Below are 15378 nucleotides of genomic sequence, written 5' to 3' on the forward strand. Positions count from 1 at the left end.
CGAACGATGAGCGGACCGGGTCTGAGCGTGAGCGCCACGGCGGCACGCAATCTTGCGACGGCGACCGTCACCTCGGTCCAGAACGCGGCGAACACGCCGCGCTGGCTGCTCCGGCTCCTGCCGTTCGTGGACGTGGCGGGCGGGGTCTACCGCGTCAACCGCCGCGCCGTCGTGCTGGCGCGCCCCGGCCGGATCGATCTCGCCGCCGAGGACAAGGGGGACAGCAAGGGCCGGGCGATCCGTCCGGCCTCTCTCCGCGCCGTGCCGCTCTTCAGCCGGCTGGGCGATGCCGAACTGGCGACACTGGCGGCCAAGTTCACCGAGAGCCGGCACAAGGCCGGCGCAGTGATCCACGAGGAGGGCTCCTCCGGCCGTAGCCTCACGGTGGTGGCCGACGGCACCGTCGAGCTGACCTTCTCGGGTCCCTACAAGGGCCGCCTGCGCCAGGGGCTGGCCACGAAGGGCGACTATTTCGGCGATGCGGGTCTCGCCGGTGAGAGCGCGCCCGCCCCGGCCGTGAAGGCCCTGTCGGCCGTGACCCTCCTGACCCTCGACGCCGCCGCGGTGGAGAGCGAGGAGATTCGCGCCAAGATCGCGCAGTACCGCGAGGAGCGCGACCGCCTCAAGGGCCACACCAACTCCTACGGCGAGCAGGGGATCGAGCTGCTGGCGGTCCATACCGGCGAGCCGCGCCTGCCCACGACCTTCGTCGACTACGAGGTCGACCCGCGCGAGTACCACCTCTCGACCATCCAGACGATCCTCAACACCCATACCCGCGTCACCGACCTCTACTCCAACGAGATCGACCAGCTCCGCGAGCAGATCCGCCTCACGGTCGACGCCGTGAAGGAGCGTGAGGAGTGGGAGCTCCTGAACAACGCGCAGTTCGGCCTGCTGGGCGAGGTCGGCCCGCGCCAGCGCATCCCCACCCGCGGCGGCCCGCCCACCCCGGACGACCTCGACGAGCTGCTGACCATGGTCTGGAAGAAGCCGGCCTTCTTCGTGGCGCATCCCCGCGCCATCGCGGCCTTCGGCCGGGAGGCGACCCGCCGCGGCGTGCCGCCGGTCGTCGTCCACCTGTTCGGCGCACCCTTCATCACTTGGCGCGGCGTGCCGCTGGTGCCGAGCGACAAGCTGCCGGTCGACATCGACCCGGTGACCGGCGCCGAGACCACCTCCATCCTGCTCCTGCGCGTCGGCGAGGGCGAGCAGGGTGTGGTCGGCCTGCAGAAGTCGGGCGTGACCGGCGAGATCGAGCCCGGCCTGTCGGTGCGCTACATGGGCACCAACGACCACTCGATCGCCTCGCACCTCGTGACCCGCTACTTCTCGGCCGCCGTGCTGGTCGAGGACGCGATCGCCCGTCTCGATAACGTGCTGCTGGGCAATTACCATGACTACGCCTGAGGCCTTCGCCTGCGGGCTGCCCGGGGCGAGCCCGGGCGAGCTGGCGCATGCCGATCTCGTCGGGCGCCTCGCCCGGGAGATCTACGGGCAGGGGCAGGCCGCGAGCCAGCCCTTCGCGCCGGCGATCCCCGCCGGCCCCCAGGTCCCGCAGGCTCTCGAGAGCCTGACCCAGGCCCCGGGTGGCGCGCCGCTGCCGAGCGCGCCCCTCGGCGTCCCCTCGGCCCCCTCGGGCGGTCAGCCCGCCGGCTTTCAGCCGGACGCGTCGGCGCTGGCGGCGCACGCCTTCGGGGCGCCGCCGGTCGGCCTGCCGGGCCTCTCCGGCCCGACCGTGCCGAACCTCGCGCCCGCGAGCCCGGCCTTCGCAGACGTGGCGGCGATCCCGCCGGTCCACCCGGCGAGCCCGCGCCCCGTCCTGCCGGACTTCTCCTTCGCCGGCGCCCCCGAGCTGGCGGCCGCCCTCCCCGGCGGTCCGGAGCTGCACCGGCAGATCGCCGCGGACCACCCGCGCGCCAACGCCTTCGCGCACGCCCTCGCCCCGCACCTCGTCCCGGCCGACCCGTCGAAGGCCGGCGTCGACGAGGCGCAGGAGAGCTTCGCCCGAACCGGAAAGCTGTCCCGGGCGCCCGAGGCGCCGGCTGGCGACTACTACTTCCTGAACCTCGGCCCCGGGCCGGCCCGCAAGGCGCCGGCGAGCCCCCGGTTGGAGCCAGCCCGCACCCCGGGCCTGGCGCCGCGGGTGACGTCGCGCGGGTCGAGTCCGGTGGCGGCGCCCTTCGACGTGGAGCATGTCCGCCGGGACTTCCCGGCCCTGCACCAGAGCGTCAACGGCCACCCGCTGGTCTGGCTCGACAACGCCGCCACCACCCACAAGCCGCAGGCCGTGATCGACGCGACCTCGGACTTCTACGGGCGGCACAACTCGAACATCCACCGGGCCGCCCACACCCTGGCGGCGCGCGCCACCGACCTGTTCGAGGGCGGCCGCGAGGCGGTGCGCCGCTTCCTCAACGCCCCGTCGAAGGACGACATCGTCTTCCTGCGCGGCACCACGGAGGCGATCAACCTCGTCGCCAACTCCTACGGCCGGGCCCATATCGGCCCGGGCGACGAGATCATCGTCTCGACCATCGAGCACCACGCCAATATCGTGCCCTGGCAATTGCTGGCGCAGCAGACCGGGGCGACGCTCCGGGTGATCCCGGTCAACGATCGCGGCGAGATCATCTTCGAGCAATACGCGGCGCGTCTGTCGGGCCGCACCAAGATCGTCTCGGTCACGCAGGTGGCCAACGCGCTGGGCACCGTGAACCCGGTGCGGGAGATCATCCAGCTCGCCCACGCCTACGGGGTGCCGGTGCTGGTCGACGCGGCGCAATCCTCGCCGCACATGCCGCTGGACGTGCAATCCCTCGACGCCGACTTCCTCGTCTTTTCCGGCCACAAGGTGTTCGGACCGACCGGGATCGGCGCGCTCTACGGCAAGACGCACCTGCTCGCCGCGATGCCGCCCTGGCAGGGCGGCGGCCACATGATCGAGGACGTCACCTTCGCGAAGACGGTCTACAAGGGCGCGCCCGAGAAATTCGAGGCGGGCACGCCCGACATTGCCGGGGCGGTGGGTCTCGGGGCGGCGCTCGACTACCTCGCGGGGATCGGCATGCCGGCCATCGCCGCCTACGAGCACGACCTCCTCGCGTATGCGCAGGGCGGGCTTGCCGACGTGAAGGGCCTGCGCCTGATCGGCACGGCCCGGGAGAAGGCGAGCGTGATGTCCTTCGTGATCGAGGGGCAGGAGAACGAGGCGGTGGCCCACCACCTCGATGCGCACGGCATCGCGGTGCGCTCGGGCCATCACTGCGCCCTTCCAGCCCTGCGCCGGTTCGGGGTCGACCAATCGGTGCGCGCGTCGCTGGCCTTCTACAACACCCGCGCGGAGGTCGACGCCTTCCTGAGGGCGCTGCACACCCTGCCGCGGCATTGAGCCGGGGGCGCCGGCCGCGTGCCGGCGCCTCGCCGCAGGCCGGATGATGAGCCTGGGATTCCAAAGGGCTTGAGCCCTTTGGCGGGTTGTCAGGGCAGAGCCCTGATGGCGCGTCTCAGCAGGGCTCTGCCCTGCACCCGCACAAGGTCCCGGACCTTTTGGATCGGGGTCTTCACCCCGCCGGACGGAGGTGCCGCGTCCGGACCGTGCCGTCGATGGCCCGCAGCGCGCGGAGCACCGCTTCCGCCTCGCCCGACGGCACCGACGCATCGACCACGACATAGCCGAACTCGCCGTCCGTCTGCAGGTACTGCGCGTCGATGTTGAGCGACCGGCCCGAGAAGATCGCGTTGATCTGCCCGAGCACGCCGGGCACGTTCCGGTGCACGTGGAGGAAGCGCGCGCCGGACAGGCGCGGCGGCAGCTGGACCTGCGGGAAATTCACGGCGCCGAGCGTCGAGCCGGTCTGGATGTAGTCGACCAGCTTGCGGGCCACCTCCGCGCCGATGCGGTCCTGGGCCTCCTCGGTCGAGCCGCCGACATGGGGGGTGAGGATGACGTTCGGCAGGCCCTGCAGGGGCGACACGAAGCGCTCGGCGTTGGACGTGGGCTCCACGGGAAAGACGTCGATCGCGGCCCCGGCGAGATGCCCGTCGCGCAGCGCCGCCGCCAGGGCGTCCAGATCCACGACCGTGCCGCGGCTGTTGTTGATCAGGTAGGCACCGGGCTTCATCGCGCGGATCCGCTCCGCGCCCATCAGCCCGTGGGTCAAGGGCGTTTCCGGGACATGGAGGCTGACGACGTCGCTGGCGGCAAGCAGCGCCTCGAGGCTCTCGGCCGGTTCGGTGTTGCCGTGGCGCAGCCTGTCGGTGAGATCGTAGAAGATGACGCGCATGCCCATCGCCTCGGCGAGGTTCGAGAGCTGCGCGCCGATATTCCCGTAGCCGACGATACCCAGCGTCTTGCCGCGCACCTCGAAGGCGCCGGAGGCCGACTTGTCCCAGCCGCCTTCATGTGCCGCGATCGACCGCGGCACGATGCGCCGGAGCAGCATCACGATCTCGCCGATCGTGAGTTCGGCGACGCTGCGGGTATTCGAGAACGGCGCGTTGAAGACGGGCAATCCCCGGGCGCGCGCCGTCTCGAGGTCGACCTGGTTGGTGCCGACGCTGAAGCAGCCGATGGCGGTCAGATCCGGCAGGGCGTCGAGAAGCGCGGCGGTGACCTGCGTGCGCGAACGGATGCCGAGGACGGTGACATCGGCAAGATCGCCGGTGTCATCGGGGCTGACGGCGCGAGGCAATTGCCGGATGTCGCCGATCCCGGCTTGCGTGAAGATCTTGGACGCTGTCGGCGCTATGCTTTCGGTCAGAACGACGCGCTCGGTCGACACGGTCGGGCCTCCTTCCACGAACGGGCTGTGATCCGTGACCTAGCCGCCGCTGCCGCGCAGCGGCAAGGGCGCGCGGCGCATGCGCGCCGATCCGGGCCGGAACATCCCGCCCCGGCTGCCCTCGCCGCCCCGGCGGACGGGGCGGCCCTCGACGTTGGCGGCGCTGCCTGTCAGTGTCCGCCCCCCGGCGGCCGAGGCCGCGGAGCGACAGGTGCGTCATGACCGGATCGACAGCACGGGCCGTGATCGTCCAGCCGGGCGGCGGATTCGACAAGGTCGGCTTCGGCGAGCGGCCGGTGCCGGAGCCCGGGCCCGGCGCGATCACCGTCCGCCTGCGGGCGAGTTCTCTCAATTATCACGATTACGCCGTGGTCAGCGGCCTCTGGGGGCCGAGCGAGCCGCGCATCCCGATGTCCGACGGCGCCGGCGAGGTCGAGGCCGTGGGGCCGGGCGTGACCGAATTCACCGTGGGCGACCGGGTGGTCAGCACGTTCTTCCCGACCTGGGCCGAGGGCACACCGCTGGTCGAGGGTTTCGCCACCGTCCCGGGCGACGGAATCGATGGCTATGCCCGCGAGCGGGTGACCGCGCCGGCCGCCGCCTTCACCCATGCGCCCCGGGGCTGGGACCACGCCGAGGCGGCGACGCTCACCACCGCCGCGCTGACCGCGTGGCGGGCGCTCCATGCCGATGCCGGATTGAAGAGCGGCGACGTCGTGCTGGTGCAGGGCACCGGCGGCGTCTCGCTGTTCGGCCTGCAATTCGCCAAGGCGGCGGGCGCCACCGTCATCGCCACCTCCTCCAGCGACGACAAGCTGGAGCGCCTGCGCGGCCTCGGCGCCGACCACGTCATCAATTACCGCGCCGATCCGGCCTGGGGCGAGACCGCCCGGCGCCTGACAGACGGGCGCGGCGTCGACCACGTCCTCGACGTCGGCGGGCCGGGGACGCTGGAGCAGTCCATGGCCGCGGTGCGGGTCGCCGGCCACATCTCGGTGATCGGCATCCTCTCGGGCGTGGCGGGGGAGCTGCCGCTGGTGCCGGCACTCCTGAAGCAGATCCGCCTGCAGGGCGTGCTGGTCGGCAGCCGGCGGCATCAGATCGAGATGATCCGCGGCATCGAGGCCTGCGGGCTGCGGCCGGTCATCGACCGCCGCTACCCCCTCGACGATCTCGTCGCGGCGTTCCGCCACCAGGAGAGCAACCGCCACTTCGGCAAGATCTGCATCGCGATCTGAACGTCCCGGTCGGGTCCGGGGCACCTCAGCGGAAGGCGATCCCCAGCGTCCCGGGCATCACGACTGCCCGGGGCGCCTCGGCCTGGCTCGGCGGGGGCGGCACGTGCGAGCAGCCGTTCTCGCAGAAGGCGCGGAACGTGCGCCGGTGGAGCCCGATATCGCTCAGCATCTCGTCGTCGAGCGCCGACAGGATTCGGAGATTTCGCGCCGCGATGCGGTTTTTCCGAGCATATTCCAGGACCGAGAGGATCATGATTCAGGCTCCGCCTCGCCGAAGGATCCGTGGCTCGTCCACGATCGGCCGGATCAGCGTCGTTTTATTTTAGAATATTCGCATCACCTGTTTGGACTACTGGAGAAAACCGGAGCGAATATTTATTACGTGCCGGGCTGGGCTCCGACGATCGGTTGCGGGCACAGCAGGAGCAGGCGCATCAGCTCGGCCTGGCGGCGCGTCCCCGTCTTCTCGAAGAGGTGGCGCAGATGCACGCGCGCCGTGTTCCGGGTGATCCGGCGGCGTGTCGCGCTCGCCGCGAGGTCGTTCCCGGCCAGGATGTCGACGGCCAGGGCCGCCTCCGCGGGCGTGAAGCCGAACAGGTCCTGCAGAACGCCGGGATCCGGCAGGTTCGGGGCTGCGGGATCGATGAGGCGCAGGAGAACGGCGCCCTCGGCAATCGGGCAGAGGGATCTTGGGATCGCGCAGGCGGCGACCAGGAGCGTCCCGTCCGCACTCTCCAGGCGCAGCGAGCCGCCGCGATCCCCGGCGGTGCAGCGGGCGATGATCCGGCGCAGCGCCGCGCTGTCCTCAGGGGTCGCGCCGCGCAGGCCGCCCTGCTCCAGGCGCAGGAGGCCCTGCTCGATGAAGGCCCGCGCGGCGTGGTTCAGGAAATGAGCCCGCCCGCACCGGTCGGTCACCGCGAGCCCCTGCTCGAGATGCTCCGCCAGGAGGTGGAGCGCCGCCTCCACGAGGGACGGGTCCGGGATCGTCGGAGCGCCGACGGCCTGATGCCGCCACGCCCGGGCGAGGTCGGCCTCGGATGGATTTTCGGCTCTGCGGGTCTTCAGTTGCGATTGACTGATCACGCTGGGATCCTCGCCGGATCGACATCACGATATCAGCAATAACCCGACTCGGAGAGCCGTTATTCCCGCCTCAACCCGGCTTGGCCCCCGGTGCGGGTCCGGAACAGGTCGGCGAAGGCACGCAGGTCGCGCAGATTGAGATCCGACACCGCCCAGTAGGTGAGGTCGCCGAGGTGCCAGCGCTCGATCGTGGATCCGTCCCGCCGCTCTTCGCCGGCGGCGCCGTCGGTGGCGGAGATCACCGTGACGCTGATCACGTGCCGGTCGCGGCGATAGACCAGGGTCGGCACGGAGATGCCGGCCACGATGTCGACCCGTCCGCCGACCAGCGGGAAACCCTGGTCGGACAGGTCGGGGGCATCGGGCGCGATGGTGGTCCGGCCGTTGAACCAGGGCTTCACCACGTGCCGGTCCGAGGAGGCGATGTCGAAGGGTTGAGGAGCCGCGAGACCGCGGAGATGGCCGGCGAGCACGGCCTCACCGGTATCCGGGGCGCCGCCGGTGCGATCGAGATAGGCAGCTCCGCCGCCGAGCGCGGCCCCGCCGACGAGACCCACGAGCAGGGTCGCGGCCAGCGCCCGCCAGGATCCGAGCCAGGACCGAAGTCCGACGCGGGACGGGTGCGGGTCGGAGAAGCCGATCTGCGCGATGACGCGCGCCCGCAGGGATTCCGGGGCGGGGGCTCCGGCCAGCGTTCCGCGCAGGGTGTTCGAGAGGCCGCGGAGGCGCTCCACCATCGCCCGCGCGTCGGGGTCCGCAGCGAGACGGCGCTCCATGGCCAGGACTTCGCCGGGAGACAATTCGCCGTCCGCGTAGGCGCTGAGGAGCAGGAGGGTCTCGTCGTCGGTCATCGCCCTTCCTTCGCGAGCCGTACAAGCAGGTGCTGCCGCGCGCGGCCGAGGCGCGACATCACGGTCCCGATCGGGACGCCGGTCACACCGGCGATCTCCCGGTAGCTGAGGCCGTGGTATTCCCGCAGGACCAGCGCCTCGCGGAACGCCACCGGCAGGGCCTCGACCGCCCGGGCGAGCTGCCCCGCATCGTCGCGGGCGATGAGGGTCGCTTCGGGCGTCTCCGCGGCCTCGGTCAGGGCGCCCCCGATTTCCAGTTCGGCGCGGGCCGCGGGGGCGAGGTCGTCGGCGAAGACCACCGTCCGCGGCCGGTGCCGCTGCAGCCAGGAATAGCCGGTGTTGCGGACGATGGTCAGGAACCACGCCCGGGCATTGCCTTCGGCAAATCCCTCGATCGCCCGGTAGGCGCGCAGACACGCCTCCTGCATCACATCCTCGGCGTCGGTGGCGTTGCCGGTCAGCCAATGCGCGAGCCGGTAGCCTTCATCGAGGCGCGGAAGAACGAGCTGGCTGAAACGCGCCCGCGCCAGGGTCGTCATGTCGGCGGCCGGTCCGGGGCCGTCGCGTCGATAGCCTGCGAAGCCATGGGATCCCTGCCCTGGTGCTCCAGCCTGCAGCCTTGTGCCACACGATCAGGAACCGCCCGGCGGCAGGGTTTATTCCCGCGCCCGCGCAAGGACCTTCGGGCCCATGGAGCGCGGCTCTACGGGCCGAACCGAAGGCGTCCTTTGGCCGGAGGAGGCCGGCTCCGGTGCCGCGATGCCGCACGCGTGCTCGGCCGGATCGCGCGGGTCGGGCACCGGCTCCGGGCAGCCGTCCGAACCAAGACGCTTGCGGGCGACGCGCTCGGCCGCCGCACGTTCTGCCGCGGAGGGATTCGCGCCGCCGCTCTGATCCTGGGCCATCGGTACTTCCAACCGGAGCGGAACCGCCTGCGGTCCCGATCGTGACATCTCCGGCATCGCCCGAGGCCCGAATGGGCGGATGGGCCGGATGTCCGATTCCGCCCCGATCCGTCCGCGTCACCAACGGGACGGGGCAGGCCGCCGCCTCCTCGGAGGCGGGACCTGCCCCTGTCTCAACCCACGGCTCGTGTCACGGTTCGGCGCCAGGCCGTCGCGTCACTAGCGGCAGACGCGCCGCGGTCCCCACGGGGTCGGACGGAAGAAGCAGCGCGGGCCGTAGAAGCGCGGCCGCCGGTAGATCGGCCGGCAGCGCCCGTATGGGCCGGGTGCCCAGCCGGGACCACAGCCGAAAGCGACGGTGCTGACCGCGGCGGGACCGCTGATCGTATCGGCGCCGGCGACCGCCAGGGGCGCCGCGCCGGCGGAGGCCAGGCCGAGGCCGCCGACGACAGCCGCGGCGGCCGCGATCATCTTCACGTGCATCATCATCAGACCTTCTGTTCGGTTCCGCGCCTGTTCGGCCCGGCGCAAGGCCTGGGTAGAATGGTCATCGGTCCTGAATATGGGCTGACCTCCCCCATAACCGTCGAGAAACAAACATTCCGACCGAGGCCTGCGCGGGAGCCCGCTCCGCCGAGCGGGGGGCAGCTCCGGCGGAGCGGGCGTCGCAGCAGGGCACTAACGGCGGTCGGCTCGACCCAGGAGCGAGGCCGCGGCCGCGGTGGCGCCAGCCAGCAGGATCCCGGTCAGGACCGGGTTGATCGAGGCCCGCGTGTAGACGCTGCGCATTACATGGTGGGGCGAGCTGCCGCGCACGGCCCCGTCGCGGCCAGCCGCGCGGAGGGCGCCGTCCCGGTCCTTGCCGGCCACGCCGCCCTTCTGGGTCTTCGCCACCATCTGGGCCCCCATCCAGTCGGTCACCGCAGGGGCACGCTTGCGCAGCGAACTCATCAGCTTGCCGCCGCCGCCGACATAAAGGTCCCGCGGCCCGTGTTCCGCGGCGTACAGGATCGCCTCCGCGACGTCCGCGGGGTCGTAGACCGGCGGCGGCAGCTTCGGAGCCTGCGCCATGTAGTTCTTGGCATGTTCCGGGAACGGCGTGTCGATCGAGGCCGGCTTGATGAGCGTCACCGAGACCGGGGCACCCTCTTCCTGGAGTTCCATCCGGAGCGCGTCCGTGAAGCCTTTGATCGCGTGCTTCGAGGCGGAGTACATGCCCTGGATCGGGAGGGCGAGGTCGGAGGCGACCGAGCCCAGGTTGATCAGCGCGCCGCCCGAGCGCTTCAGGTGCTGCAGGGCCGCCGTCGACCCGTAGACGATGCCCCAGAAATTGACGTCGAACAGGCGGCGATGATCCGCGTCCGAGACCTCCTCAAGGCGGCCGAAGATCGAGAGGCCGGCATTGTTGACCCAGGTATCGAAGCCGCCATAGGCGCGCAGGGTCTCGGCGGCCAGGGCCTCGACGTCCTCGCGACGGGACACGTCGGTCACCACGGCCCGAGCCTCGCCACCCTGCTCCTGGATGTCGCGGACGATGTCATTGAGGACGGCGCCGTTCCGGGCCGCCAAGACGACACGGGCCCCGCGGCGCGCGGCCGCCCGGGCCGTGGCGAGGCCGATCCCACTGGAGGCGCCGGTGATGACGATGACCTGCTCGCGCAGGGGCTTGTGCCGGATCTGCATGCTGCGTCTTCCTCTTTCGTGCGCGCGCTCAGCCCTGGCCGCCGCTCGGCCGGTCGCGCTCCGCCCCGAGGCTGGTCCCGCCGCGGCGGGCTTCCTCCTTCTCGGTGCCCGCCCTCTCCATCAGGCCGTCCAGCGGCTTGACCGTGCCGGTGGCGGTGTCGAGGGGAGTGTTGGCCAGTCCCGCGCTCTCCGGCTTGCCGTGGGGCTGCCGCTGAGCCTGGGTGTCGTTGGGCGCGTCGGCCATGCTGCATCCCTCGCGATAATTCGGATCTACGGGCGCCGCCGCCTGCCGCGATCGGGCCCCTCGGCGGATCGCGCCAAGCGGCCGATCCTTGAAGGCCAACCCATCAAGCGGCGGGCGGGTCCAGCGATACCAGCCGGGGCGACGGAGGCCGTCTGGCGTGGGTGGGGCGAACGCGCCGCAGGAACACAGCCTCCGGGCTCGTGTTGTCCGCCAAATCTTTTTCGCGAGGCGCGACGATGTCAGGAACCGCCAAGAAGACCGACCCCAAACTGTGGGGCAAGGTCAAGACGCAGGTCACGAAGTCTGAGAAGGGCGGGAAGTCGGGTCAATGGTCGGCGCGCAAGGCGCAGATCGCGACTGCCGAATACAAGAAGGAGGGTGGCGGCTACGCCGGCAAAAAGACGGCTGACAACCATCTCCAGCAATGGACCGACGAGGAATGGGGCACCAAGTCGGGCAAAGCGAGCGGCAAGACCGGTGAGCGCTACCTGCCCAAGAAGGCCCGCGAGACTCTGACCGACACGGAATACGCCGCCAGCACGGCCAAGAAGCGGGCCGACACCCGCAAGGGTAAGCAGTTCTCGAAGCAGCCGAAGGCCGCCGCCGAGAAGGCCGCCGCGGCGCGCAAGGCCAGCGCGGCATCCGGCACGTCGGAGACGACGAAGACCGAGCTGATGCGCAAGGCCCGGGCGCAGAACGTGCCCGGCCGCTCGCGGATGTCGAAGGCGCAACTGGCGCGCGCGGTCCACGCCTGAGGCGCGACGCGCGAGGCCGTCGGCCCAACGCAAGACGTCCCGGGAATGGCTCCCGGGACGCTCCTCGGCTCAAGCGGCCAGTTTGATCGGGCTGGGGATGCTCAGGTCGAGAGACGATTCGGCCCGTCCGCGGACAGGACCTCGCGCTATCCGGTCGCCGGGACGCAGCCCCCCGCGAGTGCGGGGGGCGCGATCGGACGTGGATCTTAGTACGAGCCGAACTTGTAGTTCAGGCCGGCGCGGACGACGGCGAACTCGTCGTCGCGGCGACCGATGTTGTTGTAGGCCACCGGGAAGTTGTTGGCAGCGTTGATGACGAACGCGCCCTGGTTGCGGGTGTTGCGGTCGAGGTTGACGTACAGGCCTTCGACCTTGAGCGTCACGGCCGAGGAGCGGAAGAAGTTCAGGAACGAGTCGGTGGGCAGGGCGTACTCGATGCCGCCGCCGACGGCGTAGCCGGTGCGGAAGCTGTCGTTGCCGGCAAAGCCGCCGAAGGAACGGTCGGCGCTGCCCGAGCCGTAGGCGAAGCCGCCGGTGCCGTAGAACAGCACGCGGTCGAAAGCGTAGCCGATGCGACCGCGGACGGTGCCGAAGAAGTCGAGGCTGGAGAGGCCGCGCGGATCGGTGACGTAGTAGCCGGGCGCCAGCGGGCCGACGAGGAACGCGCTGTTCCGGCTGCGGCCGAAGTCGAGGTACTGGGCGTCGGCCTCGATGCCGACCACCACGCCCGAGCCCGGGGTGAACTGGAAGTTGTAGCCGACCTGGCCACCGCCGGAGAAGCCTTCCTGGTTGCGCTGGCTGAAGAAGGCGGTGGTGCCGTTGCCATACGGGGCGGGCACGCCGAAGCTGTTGGTGTTGTTGCTGCTGGCGTCGAAGGCGTAGCCGGCGTTGATACCGAAATAGGCGCCGGTCCAGGTGAAGACCGGGACGGGGGTGAAGACCGGCGGGGGGGCGGCGCGACGCGGCAGGTCGGCGGCCGAGGCGGCGCCGGTCAGGAGGGCCGTGGCGGCGCTCGCGAGAAGAAGCTTCTTGATCATCTGGTCCTCTGTCTCCCGTTGGACGGGATGTTTACCCGGCGACAGAACGACAGGACGCGGCGGGGCGATAGTGCATCGCTGCAACAGCCCGGAATCGCGCTTTTCAGCCCCCAACAGCCAGGTGCGCTGGAGCACATCCCAAGACGGATTGTTCAAAGCCAAGACGACGAAGTGTATCCGAGCGTTTCGGGAAACAAAATGCCCCGCCGCACGGATGCGGACGGGGCTGCAGTTTGGTGGTGAACGTTCCCAGGACCAACCAGGAAGCTTCGGGCTTGAATAGATCCTACCGACGGGCAGCCCGCAAGCCCGCCGGCACCCCGCAGAGCAGTTAACATTAATTTACGACCGACCGCCGCCGACGTCCCGGCGCGTGCGCGGGCGCGGCGCTGCAGATGTTCAGCGATCCAGGATCGTATCGGTCCGTTGCTCGGTGGCTCGCCGCGACCGCGGCCCGGACATTCCGGCATCCGGCGACCGTTTCGGGCAATCGAATAGTGATCCGGGCTCGATCCGGGTCTTGGGCTGGCGCGCGTGTTTCTTTCGGCGGTCGCCGCGGCCACTGGATCTGCTGGGGATCGGAAGATCTCGCGCGGCGGCCCGTCGTCGGAAGATCGGTCCGACTCCGCTCCGGCCGGCCTGTGGAGAAAAGGACGCCACGTCCGCAGGGGCACGGCGGCCGCGACTTCCCCGGCGCGCATCAGGACCCTATCTGCTGCCGTCGTCATCCGTGGAGATTTCAGGAAACGCGCATGGCTCCCGTCGCGCTGCCTTCGATGCCGGTCCGGACCGGGACCGGAGACGTCTGCCTCGCTCCCTCCGTGAGGCTTCGGTGACCGATACGCCGGCCCCCTACATCGCGGTCGCATTCCTCTCGGCGCTGTTCCTTCTCGTGGCCGGGCTGCAGGCGGAAGGTCTCCTGTGGTGATCCGCCCGGTCCAGGGCCATTTTCGCGTCGGCGCGTCCGTCCGGGCCGGTGCCCGGCTCTGCCGGGACGTGACGCGGTTGCGAGCGTAGCGCGCCGATGTTCGGCTTCTCCCTCAACGCGACCGAGCCCGACAGCATCGCCCACATCATCCAGGTGGCGCTCGCACCCGCCTTCCTGCTCTCGGCGCTGGCGACGCTGCTCAACGTGTTCTCGACCCGCCTCGGCCGGATCTCCGACAAGGTCGACGGCCTCTCGGCGGAAGCTGCCCGGGCGACGGAAGCCGAGGCCGCCCGCCTCACCCGCCGCCTGACCTTCCTGCGGCGGCGCTCCTTCGTGCTGGACGTGGCGGTGGTCCTGGCCTCGCTGGGGGGCGGGCTGATCGGTCTGGCCGTGCTGACCCTGTTCGTCGGGGCGTTGCGCGATGCGGCGACCGCCTCCGTCCTGTTCGCCTGCTTCGGGGCCGCGCTGGTCTGCACCGTGGCGGCGATCGCGGCCTTCATGACCGAGATCCTCATGGCCGGCCGCGGCATCCGCGACGAGGTCGATCACCAGAAGGACAAGGTGCCGGGGCCGCGGTGAGGCAAGCGCGAATCACCCGGGGCGGTTTTCGCGGCCCGGGCCGCATGGCGCCCCGCCCGGCCTGCTCGGACGCGCGGGCGGAGGCGCTCGGGAGGGGGTCCCGGGGCGTCCGAGGTGGCGATCGGGCGATCCATCATCGCGCGCGAGGCGATTTCGATTGCGGCGTGCCCGAGCCCGGCCTTAGTCTTCCGACGGCCTGAGGCAGCCGCCGGCTGCGCCCGAGTGTTCCGTCATGAGCATCGCGATCCTGGTTGCTTTCGTTGCCGGCGCACTCTGCCTCGGAATTCTGTCCGCGCTGATGCCGTTCGGGCGGCGGGAGACCGAGGAGCTGGAAGAGGTGCTCCCCTATGAGGACGACTTCTTCGACGTGGGCGGCCCGGTGATCGATCTGGAGCCGCGCCACCTCACCTGACAGCACGCGCCCGAGGAATCCTAGGGGCGCAGGGATCCTGCCGTGCCGGGCGGCGCGTTCTGCCGGGCCGACCAGACGACCCGACCGAGGGGATCCCGCAAAGCCGCCGAGCCCGCCCGGCCGGCCAGCAGATGCGCGAATCGGGCCTTCGCGGCATCGATCGCCGCCGCTTCGACGGGACCGGGGATCTGTTCGTCGTGGATGATGATGCCGCCGGCGCTCTCGCGGTGCACGATGCATTGAAGCCGGTAGGGGGCCGGGGTCCCGGACGGCGCCATGGCGATCTCCCGCCCGGTCACGGGGCCGGCGCGCCGCCGGAGCGGCGAAGCAGGGTCCCGGGCGCGGGCTGGAGGCCGGTCCGGATTGTGGGAACCCCGCGGGACATCCAAGCCTCCTCGATTCGGTGTGTGGGGCGCAATCCTAGCCGATTCATCCGATCCGGCGACGGCCGCATGGCGGCCCCCTGCTTGCCTCGGCGTAATTGGGGGCCGCCCGAGCGGGATTCGCAAAGGCGGCCACCGGTGTTGCGGTCAGGATCTGCGACCGGGCGAGGAGCTGAGCGGACGCAGCGTCGGCTGGCCGATGCGGGTCCGCTTCAGGTCTGCTCAGGCGGCCTCACCCTCCGCGTCGTCGGCATCCAGGATCGTCTCCAGGTCGCCCACGAGGGCGTCGAGCTGATCGGCGGTCGCAACGAGCTTGAGCTTGGTGCCGTCCTGGGCCTCGATCGCGATCTCGATATGGTCGGCGACCTGGGCCGCCAGGGCTTGCTTCACCGTATAGGTCGTCACGTCGGACTTGTCGGCCATGCTGATCTCCTGAGTGGCTGCGGGCAACGCAGGGAGACCGGGATCGGGGGTGCGGCAGAAGCTCGCGACCGGC

The 15378-nt window shown here is 70.9% G+C and carries 17 protein-coding genes; 6 read left to right on the forward strand and 11 right to left on the reverse strand.

Features of this window, described 5'->3' with window-relative positions:
* The first annotated feature begins 6 nt into the window (after window positions 1–6).
* Complete coding sequence (locus tag CIW48_RS34490) at window positions 7–1410, forward strand: family 2B encapsulin nanocompartment shell protein (RefSeq protein ID WP_149311139.1); 1404 nt, start codon at window positions 7–9, stop codon at window positions 1408–1410.
* Complete coding sequence (locus CIW48_RS12900; RefSeq protein WP_149311140.1) at window positions 1397–3391, forward strand: family 2A encapsulin nanocompartment cargo protein cysteine desulfurase; 1995 nt, start codon at window positions 1397–1399, stop codon at window positions 3389–3391. Before CIW48_RS34490 ends, CIW48_RS12900 begins: the two co-directional genes overlap by 14 nt.
* Before the next feature lie 172 nt (window positions 3392–3563).
* Here CIW48_RS12900 and serA read toward each other — a convergent pair whose 3' ends face one another.
* Window positions 3564–4784, reverse strand: coding sequence for a phosphoglycerate dehydrogenase (serA, locus tag CIW48_RS12905; RefSeq protein ID WP_149311141.1), 1221 nt, complete (start codon window positions 4782–4784; stop codon window positions 3564–3566).
* 218 nt (window positions 4785–5002) lie between these two features.
* Between serA and CIW48_RS12910 the strand changes: the two genes are divergently transcribed.
* Window positions 5003–6022, forward strand: a complete 1020-nt coding sequence (locus CIW48_RS12910) for an NAD(P)-dependent alcohol dehydrogenase (RefSeq protein WP_149311142.1) — start codon at window positions 5003–5005, stop codon at window positions 6020–6022.
* A 25-nt stretch (window positions 6023–6047) separates the two neighbouring features.
* On the opposite strand, the gene CIW48_RS12915 is transcribed toward CIW48_RS12910, so the two are convergent.
* The 7 genes from CIW48_RS12915 to CIW48_RS12950 form a co-directional block, all read right to left on the reverse strand.
* Complete coding sequence (locus CIW48_RS12915; RefSeq protein ID WP_149311143.1) at window positions 6048–6275, reverse strand: DUF1127 domain-containing protein; 228 nt, start codon at window positions 6273–6275, stop codon at window positions 6048–6050.
* A gap of 125 nt (window positions 6276–6400) precedes the next feature.
* Window positions 6401–7105: a helix-turn-helix transcriptional regulator gene (locus CIW48_RS12920; protein ID WP_149311144.1), complete on the reverse strand. Its 705-nt coding sequence runs from the start codon at window positions 7103–7105 to the stop codon at window positions 6401–6403.
* Window positions 7106–7164: 59 nt separating this feature from the next.
* Window positions 7165–7956 carry an anti-sigma factor gene (locus CIW48_RS12925; RefSeq protein WP_149311145.1) on the reverse strand — a complete coding sequence of 264 codons (792 nt, stop codon included), beginning with the start codon at window positions 7954–7956 and terminating at the stop codon, window positions 7165–7167.
* Window positions 7953–8495: a sigma-70 family RNA polymerase sigma factor gene (locus CIW48_RS12930; RefSeq protein ID WP_149311146.1), complete on the reverse strand. Its 543-nt coding sequence runs from the start codon at window positions 8493–8495 to the stop codon at window positions 7953–7955. The genes CIW48_RS12925 and CIW48_RS12930 overlap by 4 nt, the downstream gene beginning before the upstream one ends.
* Window positions 8496–9080: 585 nt before the next feature.
* On the reverse strand, window positions 9081–9347 hold the full coding sequence (locus CIW48_RS12940; RefSeq protein WP_091780835.1) for a hypothetical protein: 267 nt from the start codon (window positions 9345–9347) through the stop codon (window positions 9081–9083).
* A 192-nt stretch (window positions 9348–9539) separates the two neighbouring features.
* On the reverse strand, window positions 9540–10544 hold the full coding sequence (locus CIW48_RS12945) for an SDR family oxidoreductase (RefSeq protein ID WP_149311148.1): 1005 nt from the start codon (window positions 10542–10544) through the stop codon (window positions 9540–9542).
* A 28-nt stretch (window positions 10545–10572) separates the two neighbouring features.
* Window positions 10573–10788, reverse strand: a complete 216-nt coding sequence (locus CIW48_RS12950; RefSeq protein ID WP_149311149.1) for a hypothetical protein — start codon at window positions 10786–10788, stop codon at window positions 10573–10575.
* A 236-nt stretch (window positions 10789–11024) separates the two neighbouring features.
* Between CIW48_RS12950 and CIW48_RS12955 the strand changes: the two genes are divergently transcribed.
* A complete protein-coding gene (locus CIW48_RS12955) occupies window positions 11025–11543 on the forward strand; it encodes a hypothetical protein (RefSeq protein ID WP_149311150.1) in 519 nt (172 codons plus the stop codon).
* Between the two features lie 206 nt (window positions 11544–11749).
* Here CIW48_RS12955 and CIW48_RS12960 read toward each other — a convergent pair whose 3' ends face one another.
* Entirely contained in the window at window positions 11750–12580 is an 831-nt protein-coding gene (locus tag CIW48_RS12960; protein WP_091780519.1) for a porin family protein, read from the reverse strand.
* 1024 nt (window positions 12581–13604) lie between these two features.
* Between CIW48_RS12960 and CIW48_RS12965 the strand changes: the two genes are divergently transcribed.
* A complete protein-coding gene (locus CIW48_RS12965) occupies window positions 13605–14087 on the forward strand; it encodes a DUF2721 domain-containing protein (RefSeq protein WP_149311151.1) in 483 nt (160 codons plus the stop codon).
* Window positions 14088–14319: 232 nt separating this feature from the next.
* Window positions 14320–14499 carry a hypothetical protein gene (locus CIW48_RS12970; RefSeq protein ID WP_091780525.1) on the forward strand — a complete coding sequence of 60 codons (180 nt, stop codon included), beginning with the start codon at window positions 14320–14322 and terminating at the stop codon, window positions 14497–14499.
* A 20-nt stretch (window positions 14500–14519) separates the two neighbouring features.
* Here CIW48_RS12970 and CIW48_RS12975 read toward each other — a convergent pair whose 3' ends face one another.
* On the reverse strand, window positions 14520–14777 hold the full coding sequence (locus tag CIW48_RS12975) for a hypothetical protein (RefSeq protein ID WP_149311152.1): 258 nt from the start codon (window positions 14775–14777) through the stop codon (window positions 14520–14522).
* A 327-nt stretch (window positions 14778–15104) separates the two neighbouring features.
* Window positions 15105–15305, reverse strand: coding sequence for a hypothetical protein (locus CIW48_RS12980; protein ID WP_149311153.1), 201 nt, complete (start codon window positions 15303–15305; stop codon window positions 15105–15107).
* Between the last annotated feature and the right edge of the window lie 73 nt (window positions 15306–15378).

Source organism: Methylobacterium sp. P1-11 (genome assembly GCF_008329595.1).
Taxonomy (GTDB): domain Bacteria; phylum Pseudomonadota; class Alphaproteobacteria; order Rhizobiales; family Beijerinckiaceae; genus Methylobacterium.

What these genes read in the sequence shown, in the direction of transcription:
- CIW48_RS34490 (WP_149311139.1), top strand. Translation starts at nt 7, where the DNA reads ATGAGCGGACCGGGTCTGAGCGTGAGCGCCACGGCGGCACGCAATCTT.
- CIW48_RS12900 (WP_149311140.1), top strand. Translation starts at nt 1,397, where the DNA reads ATGACTACGCCTGAGGCCTTCGCCTGCGGGCTGCCCGGGGCGAGCCCG.
- CIW48_RS12910 (WP_149311142.1), top strand. Translation starts at nt 5,003, where the DNA reads ATGACCGGATCGACAGCACGGGCCGTGATCGTCCAGCCGGGCGGCGGA.
- CIW48_RS12915 (WP_149311143.1), bottom strand. Translation starts at nt 6,275, where the DNA reads ATGATCCTCTCGGTCCTGGAATATGCTCGGAAAAACCGCATCGCGGCG.
- CIW48_RS12925 (WP_149311145.1), bottom strand. Translation starts at nt 7,956, where the DNA reads ATGACCGACGACGAGACCCTCCTGCTCCTCAGCGCCTACGCGGACGGC.
- CIW48_RS12930 (WP_149311146.1), bottom strand. Translation starts at nt 8,495, where the DNA reads ATGACGACCCTGGCGCGGGCGCGTTTCAGCCAGCTCGTTCTTCCGCGC.
- CIW48_RS12940 (WP_091780835.1), bottom strand. Translation starts at nt 9,347, where the DNA reads ATGATGCACGTGAAGATGATCGCGGCCGCCGCGGCTGTCGTCGGCGGC.
- CIW48_RS12945 (WP_149311148.1), bottom strand. Translation starts at nt 10,544, where the DNA reads ATGCAGATCCGGCACAAGCCCCTGCGCGAGCAGGTCATCGTCATCACC.
- CIW48_RS12950 (WP_149311149.1), bottom strand. Translation starts at nt 10,788, where the DNA reads ATGGCCGACGCGCCCAACGACACCCAGGCTCAGCGGCAGCCCCACGGC.
- CIW48_RS12955 (WP_149311150.1), top strand. Translation starts at nt 11,025, where the DNA reads ATGTCAGGAACCGCCAAGAAGACCGACCCCAAACTGTGGGGCAAGGTC.
- CIW48_RS12960 (WP_091780519.1), bottom strand. Translation starts at nt 12,580, where the DNA reads ATGATCAAGAAGCTTCTTCTCGCGAGCGCCGCCACGGCCCTCCTGACC.
- CIW48_RS12965 (WP_149311151.1), top strand. Translation starts at nt 13,605, where the DNA reads ATGTTCGGCTTCTCCCTCAACGCGACCGAGCCCGACAGCATCGCCCAC.
- CIW48_RS12970 (WP_091780525.1), top strand. Translation starts at nt 14,320, where the DNA reads ATGAGCATCGCGATCCTGGTTGCTTTCGTTGCCGGCGCACTCTGCCTC.
- CIW48_RS12975 (WP_149311152.1), bottom strand. Translation starts at nt 14,777, where the DNA reads ATGGCGCCGTCCGGGACCCCGGCCCCCTACCGGCTTCAATGCATCGTG.
- CIW48_RS12980 (WP_149311153.1), bottom strand. Translation starts at nt 15,305, where the DNA reads ATGGCCGACAAGTCCGACGTGACGACCTATACGGTGAAGCAAGCCCTG.